General features: G+C 67.6%; 22 protein-coding genes and 2 pseudogenes. 19 read left to right on the forward strand and 5 right to left on the reverse strand.

Annotated elements, in window-relative coordinates:
• Positions 1–116 precede the first annotated feature (116 nt).
• Entirely contained in the window at positions 117–467 is a 351-nt protein-coding gene (locus tag AWC17_RS26095) for a hypothetical protein (RefSeq protein ID WP_052742809.1), read from the reverse strand.
• A 171-nt stretch (positions 468–638) separates the two neighbouring features.
• Between AWC17_RS26095 and AWC17_RS26100 the strand changes: the two are divergent.
• The 4 genes and pseudogenes from AWC17_RS26100 to AWC17_RS26115 all read left to right on the forward strand — a co-directional run.
• Positions 639–932, forward strand: a pseudogene (locus AWC17_RS26100) (PE family protein); the annotation flags it as partial.
• A 703-nt stretch (positions 933–1635) separates the two neighbouring features.
• A complete protein-coding gene (locus AWC17_RS26105) occupies positions 1636–2763 on the forward strand; it encodes a PPE family protein (protein ID WP_046185539.1) in 1128 nt (375 codons plus the stop codon).
• A 76-nt stretch (positions 2764–2839) separates the two neighbouring features.
• Positions 2840–3136: a WXG100 family type VII secretion target gene (locus AWC17_RS26110; RefSeq protein WP_046185538.1), complete on the forward strand. Its 297-nt coding sequence runs from the start codon at positions 2840–2842 to the stop codon at positions 3134–3136.
• A 36-nt stretch (positions 3137–3172) separates the two neighbouring features.
• The gene (locus tag AWC17_RS26115) at positions 3173–3457 is read left to right on the forward strand and encodes a WXG100 family type VII secretion target (protein ID WP_047324196.1); all 285 of its coding nucleotides are present in this window, start codon (positions 3173–3175) and stop codon (positions 3455–3457) included.
• On the opposite strand, the gene AWC17_RS26120 is transcribed toward AWC17_RS26115, so the two are convergent.
• The 3 genes from AWC17_RS26120 to AWC17_RS26130 are packed head-to-tail and all read right to left on the reverse strand — an operon-like array spanning position 3454 to position 6622.
• Positions 3454–4467, reverse strand: coding sequence for a zinc-binding dehydrogenase (locus AWC17_RS26120; protein ID WP_046185536.1), 1014 nt, complete (start codon positions 4465–4467; stop codon positions 3454–3456). The genes AWC17_RS26115 and AWC17_RS26120 overlap by 4 nt on opposite strands.
• Complete coding sequence (locus tag AWC17_RS26125) at positions 4467–5654, reverse strand: LLM class flavin-dependent oxidoreductase (RefSeq protein ID WP_046185535.1); 1188 nt, start codon at positions 5652–5654, stop codon at positions 4467–4469. The genes AWC17_RS26120 and AWC17_RS26125 overlap by 1 nt, the downstream gene beginning before the upstream one ends.
• Complete coding sequence (locus AWC17_RS26130; protein WP_276038912.1) at positions 5651–6622, reverse strand: alpha/beta fold hydrolase; 972 nt, start codon at positions 6620–6622, stop codon at positions 5651–5653. Before AWC17_RS26130 ends, AWC17_RS26125 begins: the two co-directional genes overlap by 4 nt.
• Positions 6623–6753: 131 nt before the next feature.
• On the opposite strand from AWC17_RS26130, the gene AWC17_RS26135 reads away from it, so the two are divergent.
• Complete coding sequence (locus AWC17_RS26135; protein WP_046185540.1) at positions 6754–7170, forward strand: VOC family protein; 417 nt, start codon at positions 6754–6756, stop codon at positions 7168–7170.
• 80 nt (positions 7171–7250) lie between these two features.
• On the opposite strand, the pseudogene AWC17_RS34045 reads toward AWC17_RS26135, so the two are convergent.
• A pseudogene (locus AWC17_RS34045) lies at positions 7251–7355 on the reverse strand (2-isopropylmalate synthase); the annotation flags it as partial.
• A 70-nt stretch (positions 7356–7425) separates the two neighbouring features.
• On the opposite strand from AWC17_RS34045, the gene ftsH reads away from it, so the two are divergent.
• The 14 genes from ftsH (at position 7426) to clpC1 (ending at position 22313) form a co-directional block, all read left to right on the forward strand.
• Positions 7426–9807: an ATP-dependent zinc metalloprotease FtsH gene (gene ftsH, locus AWC17_RS26145; protein ID WP_047324199.1), complete on the forward strand. Its 2382-nt coding sequence runs from the start codon at positions 7426–7428 to the stop codon at positions 9805–9807.
• A gap of 15 nt (positions 9808–9822) precedes the next feature.
• Entirely contained in the window at positions 9823–10437 is a 615-nt protein-coding gene (folE, locus tag AWC17_RS26150) for a GTP cyclohydrolase I FolE (RefSeq protein WP_046187305.1), read from the forward strand.
• Between the two features lie 19 nt (positions 10438–10456).
• Entirely contained in the window at positions 10457–11290 is an 834-nt protein-coding gene (gene folP / locus AWC17_RS26155) for a dihydropteroate synthase (RefSeq protein ID WP_085165436.1), read from the forward strand.
• Positions 11283–11684, forward strand: coding sequence for a dihydroneopterin aldolase (gene folB, locus AWC17_RS26160; RefSeq protein WP_047324201.1), 402 nt, complete (start codon positions 11283–11285; stop codon positions 11682–11684). Before folP ends, folB begins: the two co-directional genes overlap by 8 nt.
• A gap of 52 nt (positions 11685–11736) precedes the next feature.
• The gene (gene folK / locus AWC17_RS26165) at positions 11737–12285 is read left to right on the forward strand and encodes a 2-amino-4-hydroxy-6-hydroxymethyldihydropteridine diphosphokinase (protein WP_085165438.1); all 549 of its coding nucleotides are present in this window, start codon (positions 11737–11739) and stop codon (positions 12283–12285) included.
• Complete coding sequence (locus AWC17_RS26170; RefSeq protein ID WP_046187267.1) at positions 12285–12761, forward strand: DUF3180 domain-containing protein; 477 nt, start codon at positions 12285–12287, stop codon at positions 12759–12761. The genes folK and AWC17_RS26170 overlap by 1 nt, the downstream gene beginning before the upstream one ends.
• 86 nt (positions 12762–12847) lie before the next feature.
• The gene (locus tag AWC17_RS26175) at positions 12848–14254 is read left to right on the forward strand and encodes a DUF6779 domain-containing protein (protein ID WP_085165440.1); all 1407 of its coding nucleotides are present in this window, start codon (positions 12848–12850) and stop codon (positions 14252–14254) included.
• A 115-nt stretch (positions 14255–14369) separates the two neighbouring features.
• Positions 14370–15281, forward strand: coding sequence for a Rossmann-like and DUF2520 domain-containing protein (locus AWC17_RS26180; protein ID WP_085165442.1), 912 nt, complete (start codon positions 14370–14372; stop codon positions 15279–15281).
• A complete protein-coding gene (gene panC, locus AWC17_RS26185; RefSeq protein WP_046184279.1) occupies positions 15278–16216 on the forward strand; it encodes a pantoate--beta-alanine ligase in 939 nt (312 codons plus the stop codon). The genes AWC17_RS26180 and panC overlap by 4 nt, the downstream gene beginning before the upstream one ends.
• A complete protein-coding gene (panD, locus tag AWC17_RS26190; protein ID WP_046184280.1) occupies positions 16216–16635 on the forward strand; it encodes an aspartate 1-decarboxylase in 420 nt (139 codons plus the stop codon). The genes panC and panD overlap by 1 nt, the downstream gene beginning before the upstream one ends.
• Positions 16636–16637: 2 nt before the next feature.
• A complete protein-coding gene (locus AWC17_RS26195; RefSeq protein WP_046184281.1) occupies positions 16638–17453 on the forward strand; it encodes a type III pantothenate kinase in 816 nt (271 codons plus the stop codon).
• Positions 17454–17501: 48 nt separating this feature from the next.
• Positions 17502–19013, forward strand: coding sequence for a lysine--tRNA ligase (lysS, locus tag AWC17_RS26200; RefSeq protein ID WP_046184282.1), 1512 nt, complete (start codon positions 17502–17504; stop codon positions 19011–19013).
• Positions 19014–19137: 124 nt separating this feature from the next.
• The gene (lsr2, locus tag AWC17_RS26205) at positions 19138–19476 is read left to right on the forward strand and encodes a histone-like nucleoid-structuring protein Lsr2 (RefSeq protein ID WP_008263502.1); all 339 of its coding nucleotides are present in this window, start codon (positions 19138–19140) and stop codon (positions 19474–19476) included.
• Positions 19477–19778: 302 nt separating this feature from the next.
• Positions 19779–22313: an ATP-dependent protease ATP-binding subunit ClpC gene (clpC1, locus tag AWC17_RS26210; protein ID WP_046184283.1), complete on the forward strand. Its 2535-nt coding sequence runs from the start codon at positions 19779–19781 to the stop codon at positions 22311–22313.
• The last annotated feature ends 21 nt before the right edge of the window (positions 22314–22334 follow it).

A 22334-nucleotide genomic window follows, 5' to 3' on the forward strand; every position in this document is an offset into this window, starting at 1 on the left:
ATCCATCCCGCCAACCGGACTCACACCAGCAAAATCCACACCGACCAGCGTAAGTCCACTTAAGCAGATAAGCAGTACATAGGTTCGATTCTAGCCGAGGGTGCCGACAACGGAACTCAGTCGCGCGAGCCCTCCGCCGTCGGATTCGGCATCAGCACTCGCTGTCGGGTCGTGACACGGAAAGGATCCGGCGACTGCCCTTCGCCCAGGGCTGCGTGCAAATCCTCGGGCGTGATCAGTCCTAGTTCTATCTGGAGCCAGGTGGCGCTGAGGCCGAACGCGTGCGCGGCGCGCCTGGCCTCCTCGGCATCGGGGAAGTCGTCGGCGTTGGCGCGCCCGCTGCCCCCGTACCAGCGCCCTTTGGTAACACCACAGGCGTCCCGCAGCTGTTCGACGGTGATGTCGCGGTTCAGAGTCGCCTCGAGCAGGCGCTTGAGTCCCCAGCCTGCGGCGTTGGTTCGTGGCATCCATCCAGAGTAACCCGGTGCCGAAAGACGGGCAAAGTGTCTCCACCTACGAGTCACGAGATGAAAAAAGGAAATTTCGGCTCATAGCTAGACAAGAATTCCGAATTTATGACACAGTGTCCCCAAGCGCGACAACATGAGCCAAATTCAGGCATCACGAGGAGAAGACCCATGGCGTTCCTGACCACCCAGCCGGACCTGCTGTTAGCCGCGGCCGGCCAGCTGCAGGCGATCGGCTCCGCGGTGACCGCGGCCAACTCGATGGCCGCGTTTCCGATCACGGGAGTGATCCCGGCTGCGGCCGACGAAGTCTCGGCTATGGCCGCGGCCGCCTTCGCCGGTTACGGCCAGCAGTATCAGGCGATCAGCGCCGAGGCCAGCATCATTCACGAGCAGTTCGTCAGCGCCCTGCGACTCAGCGCCGATTCGTATGCGGGCACCGAAGCCGCCAATGCGACGCAAGCCGCGGGCGGCCACGTCGCACCCGCCATGCCCGTCCACCTTGTCCCCGGCGGACCTGCTCGCACGGCGCCGGCTGTGCCCTCTCGCGTTGCGCCCGCCGCGCCCAACCGCGTGACCCCAACCACCCCCGCCCGGCCGGCCACGGCAACAGCGCCTGCTACGCCCACGAGCCCCGGGTGGCACGGGGGTGGCTATGGCGGCGACGTCACACCCCAGCAGGGCGGCTATGCCGGTTATGGAGCCGCCAATTATGGCCATCACCAGGCGCCATATGGGCGCGGCAACTACGGCGCCCACCCGGCCGCTCCCGTCGAGCACGTCGCGCCTGCGCGCATGGCGCCCGCACAGCACGTCGAGCACCTCACGCCCGCACACCCGGCGCCCGCCGAGCAGGTCGCACGCGCGGAGTTGGCGCCCCGGCATATCTCACCGGCGGAGCTGGCGCCGGCCGCGCCCGCCGAGCAGGTCGCACGCGCGGAGTTGGCGCCCCGGCATATCTCACCTGCGGAGCTGGCGCCGGCCGCGCCCGCCGCGCCAACCCACCTGGCGGCCGCCTTGCCCGCCGAAAAGGGCGTGCCCATGCACGTGCCCGCGGGCATGCCCGGCGAGCACGTCGTGCACGCGCACGCGGCGTTCAAAGCTGCTGCCGGCCCGAAGCCGTTGCCGGCACTGGCATAGCGAAACGACGTAAGAGGGGAATGTAGTGATGGATTTCGGAGCGATGCCCCCGGAGATCAATTCCGGCCTGATGTACGCGGGCCCGGGGCCAGCGTCGATGCTGGCGGCCGCGATGGCCTGGGAGGGACTGGCCGCGGAGCTGCGTTCAGCCGCGACGGGCTACGGGACTGCGATCCTGGACCTCACCGAGGCCGGCTGGCAGGGCCCGTCGTCGGCGGCGATGGCGTCCGCCGCAGCGCCCTACGTGGCTTGGATGCACGCCACGGCCGCCCAGGCCGAGCAGGCGGGGATGCAGGCGACGGCGGCCGCCGTCGCACACGAGGTGGCGTTCGCGGCCACGGTGCCGCCGCCGCTGATCGCCGCCAACCGCGTCTTGTTGATGCAGCTCATCGCGACCAACTTCCTAGGGATAAACACCGCGGCGATTGCGGCCACCGAGGCGCAGTACGGCGAGATGTGGGCCCAAGATGCCGCGGCCATGTACGCCTACGCCGGCTCCTCGGCGGCGGCGGCCATGCTCGCACCGATGATGGTCGCCCCGCCCACCACCAACCCCGGCGGGATGGCGGCCAGCGCCATGGCGGCAGGCGAGGCCAACATGCAGGCCGCCACCCAGGGAGTGGCCACTCAAGCGGCGATGGGGCTGCCGTCAACACTCAATTCGTCCGCCTCATCGCTTGCGAGCAGCTTCCCATCGGCGATCAGCAGCTTCGCCGACTTGCTCGGCATGCCCTTCGGCCAGGGTGCCGGGGCCACCTCGGGCGTGGGTGGGACGACTGCATCCAATGCCGGCTTTGCGACTGCCATGCGCGCATCCGGGGCCTTCGCACCGGCGGCGATGCCGGGTATGGAACGTTTCATCCCCGCCCAGCCGCTGATGACCACACCGCACAGGCTGGCGCCGGCGCGGCTGATGCCGTCGGCGGCCATGGGCCAGGCCACTGGAATCGGGGGTCTGTCGGTTCCGCCGAGCTGGACCGCGGCGACTCCCGAAGCTGCCGCACCGGCCGGCGCACCACTGGCGGGTGCCGGCGCGGCGGCTCGAATGCTCAGACCCCCGAGTAGCTCCGCGGCCCAAATGGGCGGCATGGAGATGCGTGGATTCGGCGCGACCATGCCGCCTCCCGCAAGCGTATTGCCGCGCATGGTCGGATGACGGAAGGGGGAGAACGAGACTCGATGTACCGGTGACCAAACTTCAACAACAACAACAACTTTCGAAGGAGAATGTAATGACAGCACAATTCATGACCGATCCCCACGCGATGCGGGACATGGCGGGCCGCTTCGAGGTCCACGGCCAAACGGTCGAAGATGAGGCACGCAAGATGTGGGCGTCGTCGCAGAACATCTCCGGCGCAGGCTGGAGCGGAACGGCCGAGGCGACCTCGTACGACACCATGGGCCAGATGAATCAAGCGTTTCGCAACATCGTCAACATGCTGCACGGCGTGCGCGACGGGCTGGTTCGTGACGCGAACAACTATGAGCAACAAGAGCAGGCCTCACAGCAGATCCTGGGCAGCTAGCCCACCACACGAACTCTCTACAAACAGGAGACAACAATGACAATCAACTATCAGTTCGGCGATGTCGACGCCCACGGCGCCACGATCCGCGCGCAGGCCGCGTCGCTCGAGGCGGAACACCAGGCCATCGTCCGCGATGTCCTTGCCGCCGGGGACTTTTGGGGCGGCGCCGGGTCGGCGGCCTGCCAGGAGTTCATCATCCAGTTGGGCCGCAACTTCCAGGTGATCTACGAGCAGGCCAACGCCCACGGGCAGAACGTGCAAACCGCCGGCAACAACATGGCGAGCACCGACAGCGCCGTCGGATCCAGCTGGGCTTAAGGAGTGACGAGGACCTTGCAGTGTGCCTCGGGGTCGGCGAGGTCGTCAAAGGCGGCGCCGACCCCGTCCAGGCCGACCTCTCCGGTGATCAACGGGCTCACGTCGATGTCGCCCTCTGCCAGCGCGCGCAGCGAGTCGGTGAACTCCTCAGGGGTGTATGCAAGTACGAACTGGACGTTGATCTCTTTGGCGATCGCGAAGAATGGATGCACTGTGTCGGGCTGCATGCAAACGCCGGCGACCACCAGGCGGGTGCCGGGACGGGCCCGGAGCAACACGTCGTCGATGATCCCCGGCACTCCGACCGCCTCGAACACCACGGCGGGTTTGACGGAGTCGAACGGTGAACCCTGTGCGGCATCCAGCGTCCGATGGGCTCCCATCGCGGTGGCGAGCTCCCGCCGCTTGGGTGAAAAATCAGATGCCACAATGCTTTCAACGCCTCGGGCGCGCAGCGCCGCGATGATCGCGATGCCGATCGGGCCGCAGCCGATGACCAGGGCCGTCTCGCCGGGAGCGATGTTGGACTTGTTGACGGCGTGCAACCCCACCGCCATGGGCTCGGTCAGGGCCGCATGTTTGAAGTCCAGGCCGTTGGGGATGGGCAGCAGCAGCGGAGCCGAGAGCAGCATTCGTTCGGCGTAGCCCCCGATTGTGCTGTTGCTGTAGACGATTGGCTCGACGCCCTTGGCGGACAGCAGCACCGGAAGCGAAGTGACCAGCGTTCCCGGTGGGTGGGTGTCGGTGTCGGGTCCGGCCTCGAGCACTTCGGCGCTGAACTCGTGTCCCATGAAGATGTCGTGGTTCAGGTCGATGTGCATGCCGCCCGCACCGCCGGCCACCCGATCGCTCATTTCCAGCACCTGTGCACCATAAGCGGCGAAATGCAAGTCGGATCCGCAAATCCCGCACGCCCGCACGCCGACGAGCACCTGCCCGGCCTCGGGCACGGGATCCGGCACATCGTCCCGATAGACCATCCGGCCGTCACGCAATACCGCAGCGCGCATCAGCTTTTCACGCCCTTCTGCTCGTCGACATGCTCGGTGATGGCTTTCACCACGGCCTCACCCGCTCGGCCGATCAGCTGGTCGCGATTGCCCTTGGCCCAGTCGTGCGACGACCGTGATGCTTCGAGCTGCCCCTTGAAGTGGGGAATCACCTTGCGCGCCATCAGGTCATAGCAGTGATATGTCGCCTCGGGGGAGGCCCAGTCGTGGCCCAGCATCAGCAGCGTGCCGAAACCGCCTGAGCGGTCGAGCAAGTCTTCGATGTGGGCGATCGCCTCGTCCGGGGATCCAATACAGCAATTGCCCTTGGCCGCGTAGTCCTCGACGAACTCGTGCGGCGTCTGGGCGCCTTCCACGGTGTTGGCCAACGGTACGAACCCGGCCGCTCCGAAGTAGTTGGCGAAATCCTGCAGTCCGTAGGTGCAGTCGTCGATGGCCTTCTCCCGGCTGTCCGCGATGTGCATGATGCTCAGAACACGCCAGTCGGCCCGATCCGGCTCATCCCGGCCGACTTTGGCGGCCTGCTCGCGCACCACGTCCCAGGTGGTTTCCAGGGCGGCGAAGCCGCCGGGCACCGACATCGACAGCGACAACAACGACGTGCCCAGTGCACCCGCCAGTCGCGGTCCGGACGGCGAAATCATTGCTGCCGTGGAGATTTCGGGGTAGGGCCAGGTGTAGGGCCGGATGTGCAGCTGCGCGTCGCGCAATGTGAACCAGTCGGTGTGGCGGTCGATTCGCTCGGTGGGGCCGGCGCGGAACAGCGCGAGGATCGCTTCCAGGGACTCCTGCATCATGTGCCGTTGGTCGACCGGGTCGATGCCCATCATGTAGGCGTCCGATGGCAGCGCACCGGGGCCGGTGCCGAACATCACCCGTCCCCGGGTGAGGTGGTCGAGCAGTACCCATCGATCGGCCACCATCAGCGGATGGTGGTAGGGCAGCGAAACCACCCCGGTCCCCAGCCGGATGTGCTTCGTCCGCTCGGCTGCGGTCGCAATGAACACCTCCGGGCAGGCGATCAGCTCGTAGCCGCCGGAGTGGTGTTCGCCGAACCACGCTTCGTCGAAGCCGAGCCGATCCAGCGCGACCACGCGGTCCATGTCGTATTCCAAAGCCACCGTTGGCGATTGGCCAATCGGGTGAAACGGTGTGATGAATACACCGAAGCGTAGTGGCGCGCTCATCGCAGCTCCAATCCGTTGAGGAAGTCCAATAGGGCCGCGTTCACCTCGTCCGGCCGTTCCTGCTGCAACCAGTGCCCCGCGTCGTCGATCATCACCTCGCGGTAGGGGCCGGTGATCAACTGCGACGCGCGATCGGCGCGGGTGAACGTCAACACCGGGTCGGCGGTCCCGCCGATAAAGAGCGCCGGCACAGTGATTTTCGCGTCGGCCAGCTCGGGGGTGGTCTCCCAGTTGCGGTCGAAATTGCGATACCAGTTCAGGCCGCCGGTGAAGCCGGTGCGGGAAAACTCGCTGATGTAGTGGTCGAGCTCGTCCTGGCTGAGCCAGTCCGGCAGCCGGTCCGGTTCGGGAAGGCGGTCGATGAATCCCTCCGGGCCGGGGGCCACCATCCGCGACGCGGTGATCGGGTTGCCCGATGTCCGCAGGCCGCCCAGCATCCGGCGCATCGTGCGGGCGGGATCACCGTTGAGTTCCGCGTCGGCGACGCCGGGCTCCTGGAAGTACAGGATGTAGAAGAAGTTCTCGCCGAATGTCTTGCGCCACGCCTGCGTCGGCGCCACGTGCGAGCGGGGCACCGCCGGCACGCTGAGCGCGGCGACGGCCGCAACCCGATCCGGGTGCAGCAATGGGGCATTCCACACCACGGCCGCGCCCCAGTCGTGCCCGATCCAGACGGCGCGTTCGGCGCCGACGTGGTCGAGCAGGCCCACCAGGTCGGCCGTGAGCTGATGGATGTCGTAAGCCTCGATAGCGTCCGGGCGAGAGGAGCCGCCGTAGCCGCGCTGATCCGGCGCCAGCACGTGGTAACCGGCCTCGGCGAGGACCGGTATCTGGTGGCGCCACGAATAGGCCAGCTCGGGAAAGCCGTGGGCCAAAAGCACCACGGGTGCGCCGCGGTCTCCCGCCTCGACCACGCGCAGCTGCACACCGTTGGTGTCTACTAACCGTTCGGTTGACTTGAGCACCATGCCACCAAAGCACAACCCCTCCGGGGCTGAGAAGTGTTCACGCTGATTGCGAATAGCATTCCAATGGCTTTGGTCGCCTGGTAGATATCGCCGTGAAGGCCTCGCATTTCGGGAAAGCAGGTGGACTCGGCATGAAGCGGCTCGACCACGTCGTCCTCTGGACGAGAAATCCGCGCGCCGCGTTGGATTTCTATACGAGGGTGGTCGGGCTGGAGCCGGTCCGGTCTGCCGAGTTCGAGGCCGGCGATGCGCCGTTCCCGAGCGTGCGGGTATGTGAGGACTCCATCATCGACTTGGTGCCGCTTTCCGGCATCGCGGGCACCGAGGCGCTGACGCGGGCGGAAGGCAGCGCCGGCCACCCGGTGAATCACGTCTGCCTCGCGCTATCGAAGTCCGAATATGACGCACTTGATCAACGCCTACAAGCGGAGGGAGTGGACACCGGCGCGCGGCTGGGCCCCAATTTCGGGGCCCGGGGCTGGGCGCCGCAGGCGTACTACTTCGCCGACCCGGACGGCAACGTGATCGAGGCCCGGTATTACGAATGACGGAATTCCCGACATGAGCGCCCGCGGCCCGGCCTGGACCTGTTTGCGGTGGTCGGGAACTACCGCTCGTTATATCGACAGGAGTGGCGACCCGCTGCGCCCGGCTCGGCCGGACTGGCGATCGCCACCTGGTGTGAATGGTGGCGACCCGCTGCGCCCGGCTCGGCCGGACTGGCGATCGCCACTAGCGGTAACCTGGACTTTTCCAGCTGCGTGTATATCGGGGAAGGACCTGGCCAGCAAGGCCGATGATTGATGAACCGGAAAAACGTTATTCGCACCATCACGGCGATTGCAGTCGTGCTGCTGCTCGGTTGGTCGTTCTTCTACTTCAGCGACGACACCCGCGGCTATAAGCCCGTCGACACGTCGGTGGCGGTGGCGCAGATCAACGGCGACAACGTCAAGAGCGCGCAGATCGACGATCGCGAGCAGCAGCTGCGGTTGACCCTGAAAAAGGGCAACGGCGACACCGACAATTCCGACAAAGTCATCACCAAATACCCGAGCGGGTACGCGGTCGACCTGTTCAACGCGCTGAGCGCCAAGAATGCGAAGGTCAGCACGGTCGTCAACCAGGGCAGCATCCTGGGCGAGCTGCTGGTGTACGTGCTGCCGCTGCTGTTGCTGGTGGGTCTGTTCGTGATGTTCTCCCGCATGCAGGGCGGCGCCCGCATGGGCTTCGGGTTCGGCAAATCCCGCGCCAAACTGCTCAACAAGGACATGCCCAAGACCACGTTCGCCGACGTTGCGGGCGTCGACGAGGCTGTCGAAGAGCTCTACGAGATCAAGGACTTCCTGCAGAACCCCGGCCGCTATCAGGCGCTGGGCGCGAAGATCCCCAAGGGTGTGCTGCTCTACGGCCCGCCCGGGACTGGTAAGACGCTGCTGGCCCGGGCGGTGGCCGGGGAGGCCGGAGTTCCGTTCTTCACCATCTCGGGCTCCGACTTCGTCGAGATGTTCGTCGGCGTCGGCGCGTCGCGGGTGCGCGACCTGTTCGAGCAGGCCAAGCAGAACAACCCGTGCATCATCTTCGTCGACGAGATCGACGCGGTGGGCCGCCAGCGCGGCGCCGGCCTCGGCGGTGGTCACGACGAACGCGAGCAAACGCTGAACCAGTTGCTGGTCGAAATGGACGGGTTCGACCCGCGCGCCGGCGTCATCCTGATCGCGGCCACCAACCGGCCCGACATCCTCGACCCGGCGCTGTTGCGGCCCGGCCGCTTCGACCGGCAGATCCCGGTGTCCAACCCGGACCTGGCGGGCCGCCGCGCGGTGCTGAGGGTGCATTCCAAGGGCAAGCCCATCGCCCCGGACGCCGACCTCGACGGGCTGGCCAAGCGCACCGTCGGCATGACCGGTGCCGACCTGGCCAACGTCGTCAACGAGGCGGCGCTGCTGACCGCCCGGGAGAACGGCACCGTCATCACCAGCGCCGCGCTCGAAGAGGCGGTGGACCGGGTGATCGGCGGGCCGCGCCGCAAGGGCCGGATCATCAGCGAGCAGGAAAAGAAGATCACCGCCTACCACGAGGGCGGCCACACCCTGGCCGCCTGGGCGATGCCGGACATCGAGCCGATCTACAAGGTGACGATCCTGGCGCGGGGACGTACCGGAGGGCACGCGGTGGCGGTGCCCGAGGAAGACAAGGGCCTGCGGACCCGCTCGGAGATGATCGCGCAACTGGTGTTCGCGATGGGCGGGCGCGCCGCCGAGGAACTGGTATTCCGGGAGCCGACGACCGGCGCGGTGTCCGACATCGAGCAGGCCACCAAGATCGCGCGCGCGATGGTCACCGAATTCGGCATGAGCTCCAAGCTGGGGGCCGTCAAGTACGGCACCGAACACGGCGACCCGTTCCTGGGCCGCACCATGGGCACGCAGGCCGACTACTCCCACGAGGTCGCCCGCGACATCGACGACGAGGTCCGCAAGCTGATCGAGGCCGCGCACACCGAAGCGTGGGAGATCCTCACCGAATACCGCGACATACTCGACATCCTGGCCGGCGAACTGCTCGAAAAAGAGACCCTGCACCGGCCCGAGCTGGAAGGGATCTTCTCCGGCGTCGAAAAGCGGCCCCGGCTCACCATGTTCGACGATTTCGGTGGCCGGATCCCGTCGGACAAGCCGCCGATCAAGACGCCCGGCGAGCTGGCCATCGAGCGCGGCGAGCCATGGCCGCCGCCGGTTCCCGAACCGGCATTCAAGGCGGCCATTGCGCAGGCCAGCCAAGCCGCCGCGGCCGCGGGAGCGGACGCCGACCGAAACAACAACGGCGGCAACGGCTCTCAAGGGGCCGGAAACCGTCCCGGCGCGACGCACGGCCCCACCCAGCCCGACTACGGTGCGCCGGCGGGCTGGCACGCTCCGGGATGGCCGCCGCAGGACCAGCAGCCGAATCACTGGTATCCGCCGCCGCAGGCGCCGCAGCAGCCGTACTGGCCGCAGCCGGCGGGGCACTACCCGGGCTATCCGGGCCAGCACGGCCATCCGGGACAGCAGGGTCAGGCGCAGCCCCCCTACCCGCCGTATCCGCCCTACCCCCCGCCGAGTCTGCCCAACCCGGATGGCGGAAGGTCTCCCGACCAGCAGGACGATGACGTAAGCCGGTCCAACCCGCCGGCTCACGGCTGACGAACGGAGGATTCGATGGCCTTAACGGGTTTGGGGCCGGACACCGCCACTCCCCCCATTCGGGTGTTCGACCAGGCGCGTGCCGAGGCCGCGGTGCGGGAGTTGCTCTACGCCATCGGCGAGGATCCGGACCGGCACGGCCTGCGCGAGACGCCGGCTCGCGTTGCCCGCGCTTACCAGGAAATGTTCGCCGGGCTCTACACCGACCCCGACAGCGTGTTGAACACGATGTTCGACGAAGAGCACGACGAACTGGTGCTGGTCAAGGAAATCCCGCTGTACTCCACGTGCGAACACCACCTGGTGTCGTTCCACGGTGTGGCCCATGTCGGTTACATCCCCGGCGCCGACGGACGGGTGACCGGGCTGTCGAAAATCGCGCGACTGGTCGACCTTTACGCCAAGCGGCCACAGGTGCAGGAACGGTTGACCAGCCAGATCGCCGACGCCCTGATGAACAAGCTCAATCCGCGGGGAGTGATCGTCGTGATCGAGGCCGAGCACCTGTGCATGGCGATGCGCGGCGTTCGAAAGCCCGGCGCGACCACCACCACCTCGGCGGTGCGCGGACAGTTCAAATCCAACGCCGCTTCTCGAGCCGAAGCGCTCGACCTCATCCTGCGTAAGTAAGTCGGCGCCTGTGCAGGTTATGGGAGTCCTGAACGTCACTGACGACTCGTTCTCCGATGGCGGCCGCTATCTCGATACCGGCAACGCAGTGGCGCAAGGACTGGCGTTGGCCGCGGACGGCGCGGACATCGTCGACGTCGGCGGGGAGTCGACTCGGCCCGGCGCCACGCGGATCGACTCCCAAGTCGAGACGTCCCGCGTGATTCCTGTTGTCAAAGAGCTTGTAGCAGAGGGAATTACGGTAAGCATCGACACCATGCACGCCGATGTTGCGCGGGCGGCGCTGCAGAACGGCGCGCGGATCGTCAACGACGTGTCGGGCGGACGTGCCGATCCCGCGATGGCGCCGCTGCTCGCGGACGCGGGCGTGCCCTGGGTGCTGATGCATTGGCGGTCGGTGTCCGCCGACCGCCCACATGCGGCCCCGCACTACGACGACGTGGTGGCCGAAGTGCGCGCCGAGCTGCTTGCCAGCGTCGACGCCGCGGTGGCCGCGGGCGTCGACCCCGCCAAGCTGGTGATCGACCCGGGCCTTGGCTTCGCCAAGACGGGCCAACACAATTGGGCGCTGCTGCGCGCGTTACCTCAGTTGGTCGCGACCGGAATCCCGGTGCTCCTGGGCGCATCGCGTAAACGGTTCCTCGGTACGTTGTTAGCCGGGCCGGATGGCTCGCCGCGACCGCCCGACGGCCGCGAGACGGCGACCGCGGTGATCTCCGCGCTGGCAGCGCTTTACGGCGCGTGGGGTGTGCGCGTGCACGACGTGCGGGCCACAGCCGACGCCCTCAAGGTGGTGGGGGCCTGGGTGCAAACCGAAACGCAGCAGACTGAGCTGGCTGGAGACGATGGCTGATCGAATCGAATTGCGGGGGTTGACGATTCGTGGGCGACACGGAGTTTTCGATCACGAGCGCGCCGACGGGCAGGACTTCGTCGTCGATATGACCGTGTGGATCGACCTCGCCGAGGCCGCGGCCAGCGACGAGCTGGCCGACACCTACGACTACGCCGCCCTGGCCCAGCTGGCTGCCGACGTAGTGGCCGGGCCGCCGCGCAATTTGATCGAAGCGGTCGGCGGCGAGATCGCCGATCGGGTGATGGCAGACGAGCGCGTGCATGCCGTGGAAGTGGTGGTGCACAAGCCGCACGCTCCGATCCCGCAGCAATTCGCCGATGTCGCGGTGGTGGTGCGGCGGTCGCGGCGCGGCGGGCGCGGCTCGGTGGTCCCGGCGGGCCGCGCGCTATGACGCGCGACGACGACGATGATGCCGGCGTAGCCGGGATCAAGGAGCGGCGCCTATGACGTGGGTGGTGCTTTCCATCGGCTCCAACCTGGGCGACCGCCTGGCGCGTTTGCAGTCGGTCGTCGACGGGCTGGGCGAGACGGTGCTCGCGGTGTCACCGGTGTACGAGACCGACCCGTGGGGCCGGGTCGATCAGGCGCCGTTTCTCAACGCTGTGCTGATCGCCAACGACCCGGGGTGCGACGGACAGTGCTGGCTGCGCCGGGCCCAGGAATTCGAGCGGGCGGCTGGTCGGGTGCGCGGCGAGCGCTGGGGCCCGCGCACCCTCGACGTCGACCTGATCGCCTGCTATGGCGAGGCGGAGGTGATTTCCCGGGAGAACAACCTGACGCTGCCGCACCCGCTGGCCCATCTGCGGGCGTTCGTCATGATCCCGTGGCTCGACATCGACCCCGATGCCCAGCTGACAGTCGCCGAGGGTCCGCGGCCGGCCGCGAGCCTGCTCGCCGAGCTGGAACCGGCCGACCGGGAAAGTGTCCGGCTGACCAGCCTGACGCTCGAGCGGGCGGGCAGGTCGCCGGCCGATCGGGGACCGGAAACCTGATGGGGCCGACCAGGAAACGTGACCTGACGGCCGCGGTGGTCGGCGCTGCGGTCGTGGGTTATCTGCTGGTGACCGCCCTATACCGGTGGTTCCCGCCCATCACGGTGTGGACGGGCCTGTCGCTGCTGGCGGTGGCCATCGCGGAAGCCCTGTGGGCGCGCTACGTGCGGGCCAAGATCAACAACGGCGAAATCGGCGTCGGGCGCGGCTGGCTGCACCCGCTGGCGGTGGCGCGCGGGCTGATGGTCGCCAAGGCGTCGGCCTGGGTGGGCGCGCTGGTGCTGGGCTGGTGGGTCGGAGTGCTGGTGTACTTCCTGCCGCGGCGGTCCTGGCTGCGGGCGGCGGCCGAGGACACGACTGGCACCGTGGTTGCGGCCGTCAGCGCGCTGGCGCTACTCGTGGCCGCGATGTGGCTGCAGCATTGCTGCAAGTCGCCGCCCGATCAGACCGAGCACGGCGAAGGCGCGGAAAACTAGCCCCCTCGTACGCCGCCAACAACCGGCCTGAGAATCGCCGGAGTAGGGCGACACGCGGATTGACCTCGCACAGGTACAGTCAGGCCATGACCGTTCTGTCCCGCGGCGCCCGGGTGCGGCGCGGCGGCCGCAGGCCGGGTTGGGTGCTCTTGACCGCGTTGCTGGTCCTCGCGATGGGGGCCAGTTCCGCATTAGTTTTCACCAATCGGGTGGAACTCCTCAAGCTCGCTGTAATCCTGGCGCTGTGGGCCGCAGTCGCCGGCGCCTTCGTGTCGGTGCTGTACCGCCGCCAGAGTGACGCGGATCAATCCCGCGTCCGCGACCTGAAGCTGGTGTACGACCTGCAGCTGGATCGGGAAATCTCGGCCCGCCGCGAGTACGAGCTGACCGTAGAGTCCCAGCTGCGCCGCGAGCTGGCCTCCGAGCTGCGCGCGCAGGCCGCCGACGACCTGGCCGAGCTGCGCGCGGAGCTCAGCGCGTTGCGCACCAGCCTGGAGATTCTGTTCGACACCGACCTCGCCCAGCGCCCGGCGCTGGAGACGCCCGAGACCGAGGCGCCACCCGAGCGCGCATACAGCGAGTGGGACCGCAACGGCGAGACCCCGCGTGACGCGCCCTACGACTGGGTTCCCAGCGATCGGGTCACCGCCGTCCCTCAGGACAACCCGCCGAGCCGTGCCGACGAAACGGCGATCATCGACGTGCCCGAGGAACCGCTGTTGCCGCCCCGGCAGCCGCCGCAGCCCCGCCGCGAGCGGGTTCATTACGAATACGAAGCGCCCCAGGAGCCGGCACCGCCGGCCCAACCCGAGCCGTCGTACAGCGCACCCGAGCCGTCGTACAGTGCCGCGCCGCCGCAGCCGGAGCCGCGATTCGAACCTCGTCAGCAGCCACCGCCGGCGCCACAGCCGGAGTCGGAGGCCCAGCCGCAAGTGCAGGGTTGGCAGCCCGCGCGTGCGTCCGGACTGTGGTTGCCGCCGGGAACGCCGGGCAGCCACTGGGCCGGCTCGGATCTGTCCGGCGCCCCGGCCGGTGAGACGTCGGGCCGGCGGCGGCGTGCCCGCCACTCCGAATCGGACGAGGCCTGGGCCGGGCTGCCCGTGGAGCCGGTGACCCCGCCGTATGGCGACTCGGGTCGCCGGGCGCGGTCGCGCCACTCGGCGGAATACCGCGACTACGGAGCGCGCAACTTCGCACCCACGAACGAGCCCCCGAGCGAGCCGACGTTCGCGCCGCCGCCCGTTCCGGCCACGCCCCCGCCACCGCCGCCACCGCAGTCGCCACCCCTTGCCGCCGAGCAACTACCACCGCGGCTGGCCCCGCCGCCACCGCCGGAGCACGCGCCCCGGCACGGTGGCGCCGACCCGCAGGCGGAGGGCATCGATGGCCTGGGCGAGGGCCCCCCGAGCGGCGGCCAGTCGGTTGCCGACCTGTTGGCACGGCTGCAGGTCCAGCCGTCCCAGGGTGGCCGGCGTCGTCGCCGCGACGGCTGAGCTGGGAGCTTCCTCACATTGGGCTGGGCCCGCTAATCGACTACAGTTTTAGTGACCGAACGGTACCCACGGGATGGGACCGGAACGAACGAAGAAATCTGTGAGGTCGTCTGCGATGGTGCAGTTCGACGGTTTGCGCCCGGCCAGGCTCAAGGTGGGAGTCATCTCGGCCGGCCGGGTGGGCACCGCACTCGGCGTCGCGCTGGAGCGCGCCGACCACGTCGTGGTGGCGTGCAGCGCCATCTCCCGCGCGTCGCGTCAGCGGGCGCGGCGTTGGCTGCCCGATACCCCGGTGGTGCCTCCGCCGGATGTGGCCGCCGGCGCCGAGCTGCTGCTGCTGGCCGTTCCCGACAGCGAACTCGCCGGCCTGGTGTCCGGGTTGGCCGCGACGTCTTCGGTGCGGCCGGGCACGATCGTCGTCCACACGTCCGGCGCCAACGGGGTCGGCATTCTCGAGCCGCTGACCCAGGACGGTTGCATACCGCTTGCGATTCACCCGGCGATGACGTTCACCGGCTCCGACGAGGACATCAGCAGGCTGCCCGACACCTGCTTCGGCATCACCGCGGCCGACGAGGTGGGCTATGCGATCGGGCAGTCGCTCGTCCTGGAGATGGGCGGCGAACCGTTCTGCGTGCGTGAAGAAGCTAGGGTGCTCTACCACGCCGCCCTGGCGCATGCGGGCAACCACCTGGTGACGGTGCTCGCCGACGCGCTCGAGGCGTTGCGGGCCGCGCTGCGCGGCAGCGAACTGCTCGGACAACAATCCGTCGACGACCAGCCGGGCGGCATAGCCGAGCGCATCGTCGGGCCGCTGGCCCGGGCGGCGCTGGAGAACACCCTGCAACGCGGGCAGGCCGCGCTGACCGGCCCGGTCGCGCGCGGTGACGCGGCAGCGGTCGCCGGGCACCTGGCCGCGCTAGAGCAGGCCGACCCGGAACTGGCCCAGGCGTATCGGGTGAACGCCCTGCGGACCGCCCGGCGCGCCCACGCTCCCGCCGACGTGGTCGAGGTCCTGGCGGGATGAGACCAGGCACGCCGCCCGCCTTCAATGCCGGCGAACTCAACCTGTACTCGCGCCCGCGCGACGTCACGGACGTCTCACGCGCGCTGCGCCACACCGGACGCCGGGTGATGCTGGTGCCCACCATGGGTGCGCTGCACGACGGTCACCTCACCCTGGTGCGCGCCGCCAAGCGGGTGCCCGGCGCCGTGGTGGCGGTGTCGATCTTCGTCAACCCGCTCCAGTTCGGTGCCGGGGAAGACCTCGACGCCTACCCGCGGACCCTGGACGACGACGTGGCGCTGCTGCGCGGCGAAGGCGTCGAAATCGTGTTCGCGCCAACGGCCGCGGCGATGTATCCCGACGGCCTGCGCACCACCGTGCAGCCCGGCCCGCTGGCCGCCGACCTCGAGGGCGGTCCGCGACCGACCCACTTCGCGGGCGTGCTGACCGTGGTGTGCAAGCTGCTGCAGATCGTGCGTCCCGACCGAGTGTTCTTCGGCGAGAAGGACTATCAGCAACTGGTGCTGATCCGCCAGATGGTCGCCGACCTGAACCTCGACGTCGCGGTGGTCGGCGTGCCCACCGTCCGCGAAGCGGACGGGCTGGCCATGTCGTCGCGCAACCGCTACCTCGATCCGGTGCAGCGCGAGGCGGCCGTGGCGGTGTCGGCGGCGTTGACGGCGGCGGCGCACGCCGCGGATGCCGGGGCGCAGGCCGCGCTGGACGCGGCGCGCGCGGTGCTCGAGGCCGTGCCGGAGCTTACAGTCGACTACCTCGAGTTGCGCGATGCGGACCTGGGTCCGTTGCGGGCCAACAGAACCGGCCGGCTGCTCGTTGCCGTCCGGCTGGGCAGCACCAGGCTGCTGGACAACATCGCGATCGAGATCGCAACTTCGCCGGCACCCGTTGGGCCGGACGGATATCGGCACACCCGTGAATCATCTTGGAGGAACTGATGCTACGGACGATGCTCAAGTCGAAGATCCACCGCGCCACCGTCACGCACGCCGACCTGCACTACGTCGGCTCGGTCACCATCGACGCCGACCTGATGGACGCTGCGGACCTGCTCGAGGGTGAGCAAGTGACCATCGTCGACATCGACAACGGTGCCCGCCTGGTCACCTATGCGATCACCGGGGAGCGCGGCAGCGGGGTGATCGGAATCAATGGCGCGGCAGCCCATCTCGTGCACCCCGGTGACCTGGTGATCCTGATCGCATACGGGACCATGGAAGAGGCCGAGGCGCGGTCCTACCAACCGCGGATCGTGTTCGTCGACGCCGACAACAAGCCGATCGACCTGGGCCACGACCCGGCCTTCGTGCCCGCAGACGCCGCCGAGCTGCTCGATCCCCGAATCATTGCGCGGTAGCCGTGCTGCTCGCCATCGACGTCCGTAACACCCACACCGTCGTGGGGCTGATCTCCGGGTCCAAAGAGCACGCAAAGGTGGTGCAGCACTGGCGGATCCGGACCGAGTCCGAGGTCACCGCGGACGAGCTGGCCCTGACCATCGACGGCCTGATCGGCGACGACTCCGAGCGGCTCACCGGCGCCGCCGCCCTCTCCACCGTCCCGTCCGTGCTGCACGAGGTGCGGATCATGCTCGACCAGTACTGGCCGTCGGTGCCGCACGTGCTGATCGAGCCGGGCGTTCGCACCGGCATCCCGCTGCTGGTCGACAATCCGAAAGAAGTGGGCGCCGACCGAATCGTCAACTGCCTGGCGGCATTCCACCGATTCCAAAGTGCCGCCATCGTCATCGACTTCGGTTCCTCGATCTGCGTGGACGTCGTGTCGGCCAAGGGTGAATTTCTTGGCGGTGCGATCGCGCCGGGTGTTCAGGTCTCCTCGGACGCCGCAGCGGCCCGCTCCGCCGCGCTGCGCCGGGTGGAACTGGCCCGCCCCCGTTCGGTGGTGGGCAAGAACACGGTCGAATGCATGCAGGCGGGAGCGGTATTCGGCTTCGCCGGGCTGGTCGACGGCCTGGTCGGACGCATCCGCGAGGACGTGGACGGCTTTTCCGGTGACGACGTCGCGGTGGTGGCGACGGGACATACGGCACCGCTGCTGCTGCCGGAGCTGCACACGGTCAGCGATTACGACCAGCATTTGACCCTGCAGGGCCTGCGGCTGGTCTTTGAACGCAACCGGGACGCCCAGCGCGGTCGGCTCAAGACCGCGCGCTGACACGGCGTCAACGCGGGCGCAAAGCCCAGTCATTTAAGCTGGCACGTCGTGAGTGACGCCAGTGAGGATGCAGCAGTAGACCTGCCCGAGCAGTTCCGCATCCGCCGGGACAAGCGCGCTCGCTTGTTGGCGGAGGGCCGTGAACCCTATCCGGTCGCCATCGAACGCACCCACACCCTGGCGCAGGTGCGCGCCGACCACCCCGACCTGCCGATCGACACCGCGACCGACGACGTCGTCGGCATCGCCGGCCGCGTGATATTCGCGCGCAATTCCGGGAAATTGTGTTTCGCGACGCTTCAGGAGGGCGACGGCACCAGCCTGCAGGTGATGATCAGCCTCGACAAGGTGGGCCGGGAATCGCTCGACGCGTGGAAAGCCGACGTCGACCTCGGCGACATCGTCTACGTGCACGGCAACGTGATCAGCTCACGCCGCGGCGAATTGTCCGTCCTCGCCGATTCCTGGCAGATGGCGGCCAAGTCGTTGCGACCGCTGCCTGTGGCCCACAAGGAGATGAGCGAAGAGGCGCGGGTGCGGCAGCGCTACGTCGACCTCATCGTCCGTCCCCAGGCCCGCGTGGTGGCGCGGCAGAGAATCGCCTTGGTCCGCGCGATACGCAACGCGCTCGAGCGGCGCGGGTTTCTCGAAGTCGAAACGCCTATGTTGCAGACGCTGGCGGGTGGCGCGGCGGCACGACCGTTCGTCACGCATTCCAATGCTCTCGACATGGATCTGTACCTGCGGATCGCGCCGGAACTGTTCCTCAAGCGCTGCATCGTCGGTGGTTTCGACAAGGTCTTCGAAGTAAATCGCGTGTTCCGAAACGAAGGTGCGGATTCCACCCATTCTCCGGAATTCTCGATGCTGGAGACCTACCAGGCGTACGGAACCTATGACGATTCGGCAGTCGTCACGCGTGAGCTTATTCAAGAGGTCGCCGATGAGGCGATCGGTACCAGACAACTACCGCTGCCCGACGGGGGTGTCTACGACATAGACGGAGAATGGGCGTCGATTCAAATGTACCCGTCGCTGTCGGCGGCACTCGGTGAAGAGATCACACCCGAGACGTCGGCCGAGCGGCTGTGGGCCATCGCGGATCGGCTGGGGGTCGAGATTCCCGAGAATCGTGGTTACGGGCATGGAAAACTCGTCGAGGAACTCTGGGAGCACGCGGTGGGCAACACGCTGACCGCACCCACCTTCGTGCGGGATTTCCCAGTTGAGACAACGCCTTTGACGCGTCAGCATCGCAGCATCCCGGGGGTGACCGAGAAGTGGGACCTCTATGTGCGCGGGGTCGAACTGGCCACCGGGTATTCCGAATTGAACGACCCCGTCGTGCAGCGGGAGCGATTCGCCGCGCAAGCCCGCGCGGCGGCGGCCGGCGACGACGAAGCCATGGTGCTTGACGAAGATTTTCTTGCGGCCCTCGAGTATGCGATGCCGCCGTGTACCGGCACGGGAATGGGTATCGATCGGTTGTTGATGACATTGACTGGACTGTCAATTCGAGAGACAGTTTTGTTCCCGATTGTTCGGCCTCACTCAACTTGAAAAGTGCAACTGTGCGCGTTGCGGCCGGATTGAGTATGCTGCGTTGTTATGGCAGATTGGTGACCCGGGGAGGTTCACCCAAACTGCTCAGCAACTGCTCAGGACGAAATGCGAGGATAAGCTAATGGCGAAAAAAGTGACCGTCACCTTGGTCGATGATTTCGACGGTGCCGGCGCAGCCGACGAAACGGTTGAATTCGGGCTTGACGGGGTGACCTATGAGATTGACCTTTCGTCCAAGAATGCCGCGAAACTTCGCGGGGACCTGAAGCAGTGGGTGGAGGCCGGTCGTCGGGTCGGCGGCCGGCGGCGTGGGCGTTCCGGCTCCGGTCGCGGCCGTGGCGCGATCGACCGTGAGCAGAGCGCGGCGATCCGCGAATGGGCTCGGCGAAACGGCCACAACGTGTCGACGCGCGGCCGCATCCCGGCCGACGTGATCGACGCCTTCCACGCGGCGACCTGACGAATTTCTCACCGGCGTCCGGGCTGCACAGGCCCGGGCGCCGGTTTGTCATTTCGCTGGCCGCGAAAAGATCGCCGGAGATTAAAGGAAACGAATTGGCGCTCGGCCTCGTTAGTTCAGTTACGGCGCAGTAATCCCAGGGGAGATCGCCCGAAACGGGCCTGCGGGTCTTGAACAGCAAGGAACCGCAAGGTTATGCCCCCTGGCAGGCCGACCATTACAGTGGAGTTCAGGTATGCGATTCCGGCCGCACTGGACCGGTGAGGGTTGTACCGATGGTGAGGGAGAGCAGGTAACCACCGATGTTTGAACGATTTACCGACCGTGCCCGCAGGGTCGTCGTCCTGGCGCAGGAAGAGGCCCGGATGCTCAACCACAACTACATCGGCACCGAGCACATCCTGTTGGGTCTGATCCACGAGGGAGAGGGCGTCGCGGCGAAGTCGCTGGAGTCGCTGGGCATCTCGCTCGAGGGCGTTCGCAGCCAGGTCGAGGAGATCATCGGCCAGGGCCAGCAGGCGCCGTCGGGACACATCCCGTTCACGCCGCGCGCCAAGAAGGTTCTCGAGCTGAGCCTGCGTGAGGCGCTGCAGCTCGGCCACAACTACATCGGCACCGAGCACATCCTGCTGGGACTCATCCGCGAGGGCGAGGGCGTGGCCGCCCAGGTGTTGGTGAAGCTGGGCGCCGAGCTGACCCGGGTTCGCCAGCAGGTCATCCAGTTGCTGAGCGGCTACCAGGGCAAGGAGGCCGCGGAGGCCGGGACCGGTGGCCGCGGCGGCGAATCGGGCAGCCCGTCAACCTCGTTGGTGCTCGACCAGTTCGGGCGCAACCTGACGGCCGCCGCGATGGAAGGCAAGCTCGACCCGGTCATCGGCCGGGAGAAGGAAATCGAGCGCGTCATGCAGGTGCTGAGCCGGCGCACCAAGAACAACCCGGTGCTGATCGGCGAGCCCGGCGTCGGCAAGACCGCCGTCGTCGAGGGTCTGGCGCAGGCCATCGTGCACGGCCAGGTCCCGGAGACGCTAAAGGACAAGCAGCTCTACACGCTGGACCTCGGCTCGCTGGTGGCCGGCTCGCGCTACCGCGGTGACTTCGAGGAGCGCCTGAAGAAGGTGCTCAAGGAGATCAACACCCGCGGCGACATCATCCTGTTCATCGACGAGCTGCACACGCTGGTTGGTGCCGGCGCGGCCGAGGGCGCGATCGACGCCGCTTCGATCCTCAAGCCGAAGCTGGCCCGCGGCGAGCTGCAGACCATCGGTGCCACCACGCTCGACGAGTACCGCAAGTACATCGAGAAGGACGCCGCCCTGGAGCGCCGCTTCCAGCCGGTGCAGGTGGGCGAGCCGACGGTGGAGCACACCATCGAGATCCTCAAGGGCCTGCGGGACCGCTATGAGGCGCATCACCGGGTGTCGATCACGGATTCGGCGCTGGTGGCCGCGGCCACCCTGGCCGACCGCTACATCAACGACCGGTTCCTGCCGGACAAGGCGATCGACCTGATCGACGAGGCCGGCGCCCGGATGCGGATCCGCCGCATGACCGCGCCGCCAGACCTGCGTGAGTTCGACGAGAAGATCGCCGACGCGCGCCGGGAGAAGGAATCGGCCATCGACGCCCAGGACTTCGAGAAGGCCGCCAGCCTGCGCGACCGGGAGAAGCAACTGGTCGCCCAGCGCGCCGAGCGCGAAAAGCAATGGCGTTCAGGTGATCTCGACGTGGTCGCCGAGGTCGACGACGAGCAGATCGCCGAGGTGCTGGGCAACTGGACCGGCATCCCGGTGTTCAAGCTCACCGAGGCCGAGACCACGCGCTTGCTGCGCATGGAGGATGAGCTGCACAAGCGGATCATCGGCCAGGAGGACGCCGTCAAGGCCGTCTCCAAGGCGATCCGCCGCACCCGCGCCGGGTTGAAGGACCCCAAGCGTCCGTCGGGTTCGTTCATCTTCGCCGGCCCGTCGGGTGTCGGTAAGACCGAGCTGTCCAAGGCGCTGGCGAACTTCCTGTTCGGCGACGACGACGCGCTCATCCAGATCGACATGGGCGAGTTCCACGACCGGTTCACCGCGTCGCGGCTGTTCGGTGCTCCGCCGGGATACGTCGGCTACGAAGAGGGCGGCCAGCTCACCGAGAAGGTGCGGCGCAAGCCGTTCTCGGTGGTGCTGTTCGACGAGATCGAGAAGGCCCACCAGGAGATCTACAACAGCCTGTTGCAGGTCCTCGAGGATGGCCGGCTCACCGACGGCCAGGGGCGCACGGTCGACTTCAAGAACACCGTGCTGATCTTCACTTCGAATCTCGGTACGTCCGACATCTCGAAGCCGGTCGGCCTGGGCTTCACCCAGGGTGGCGGTGAGAACAACTACGAGCGGATGAAGCAGAAGGTCAACGACGAGCTGAAGAAGCACTTCCGCCCGGAGTTCCTCAACCGCATCGACGACATCATCGTCTTCCACCAGCTGACCAAGGACGAGATCATCCGGATGGTCGACCTCATGATCATGCGGGTCGGCAACCAGCTCAGGGCCAAGGACATGGCCATGGAGCTGACCGACAAGGCCAAGGCGTTGCTGGCCAAGCGGGGCTTCGACCCGGTGCTGGGTGCTCGCCCGTTGCGGCGCACCATCCAGCGCGAGATCGAGGACCAGCTGTCCGAGAAGATTCTCTTCGAGGAGGTCGGACCGGGACAGATCGTCACGGTCGACGTGGACAACTGGGACGGCGAGAGCGCCGGCGAGGACGCGGTGTTCACCTTCACCGGGACCCGCAAGCCGCCGGCCGAGCCGGACCTGGCGAAGGCCGGAGCGCACGCGGCCCCGGAAACGCAGTAGCGATTACCGGAAACGGGCGGT

The organism is Mycobacterium nebraskense, assembly GCF_002102255.1.
Lineage (GTDB): Bacteria > Actinomycetota > Actinomycetes > Mycobacteriales > Mycobacteriaceae > Mycobacterium > Mycobacterium nebraskense.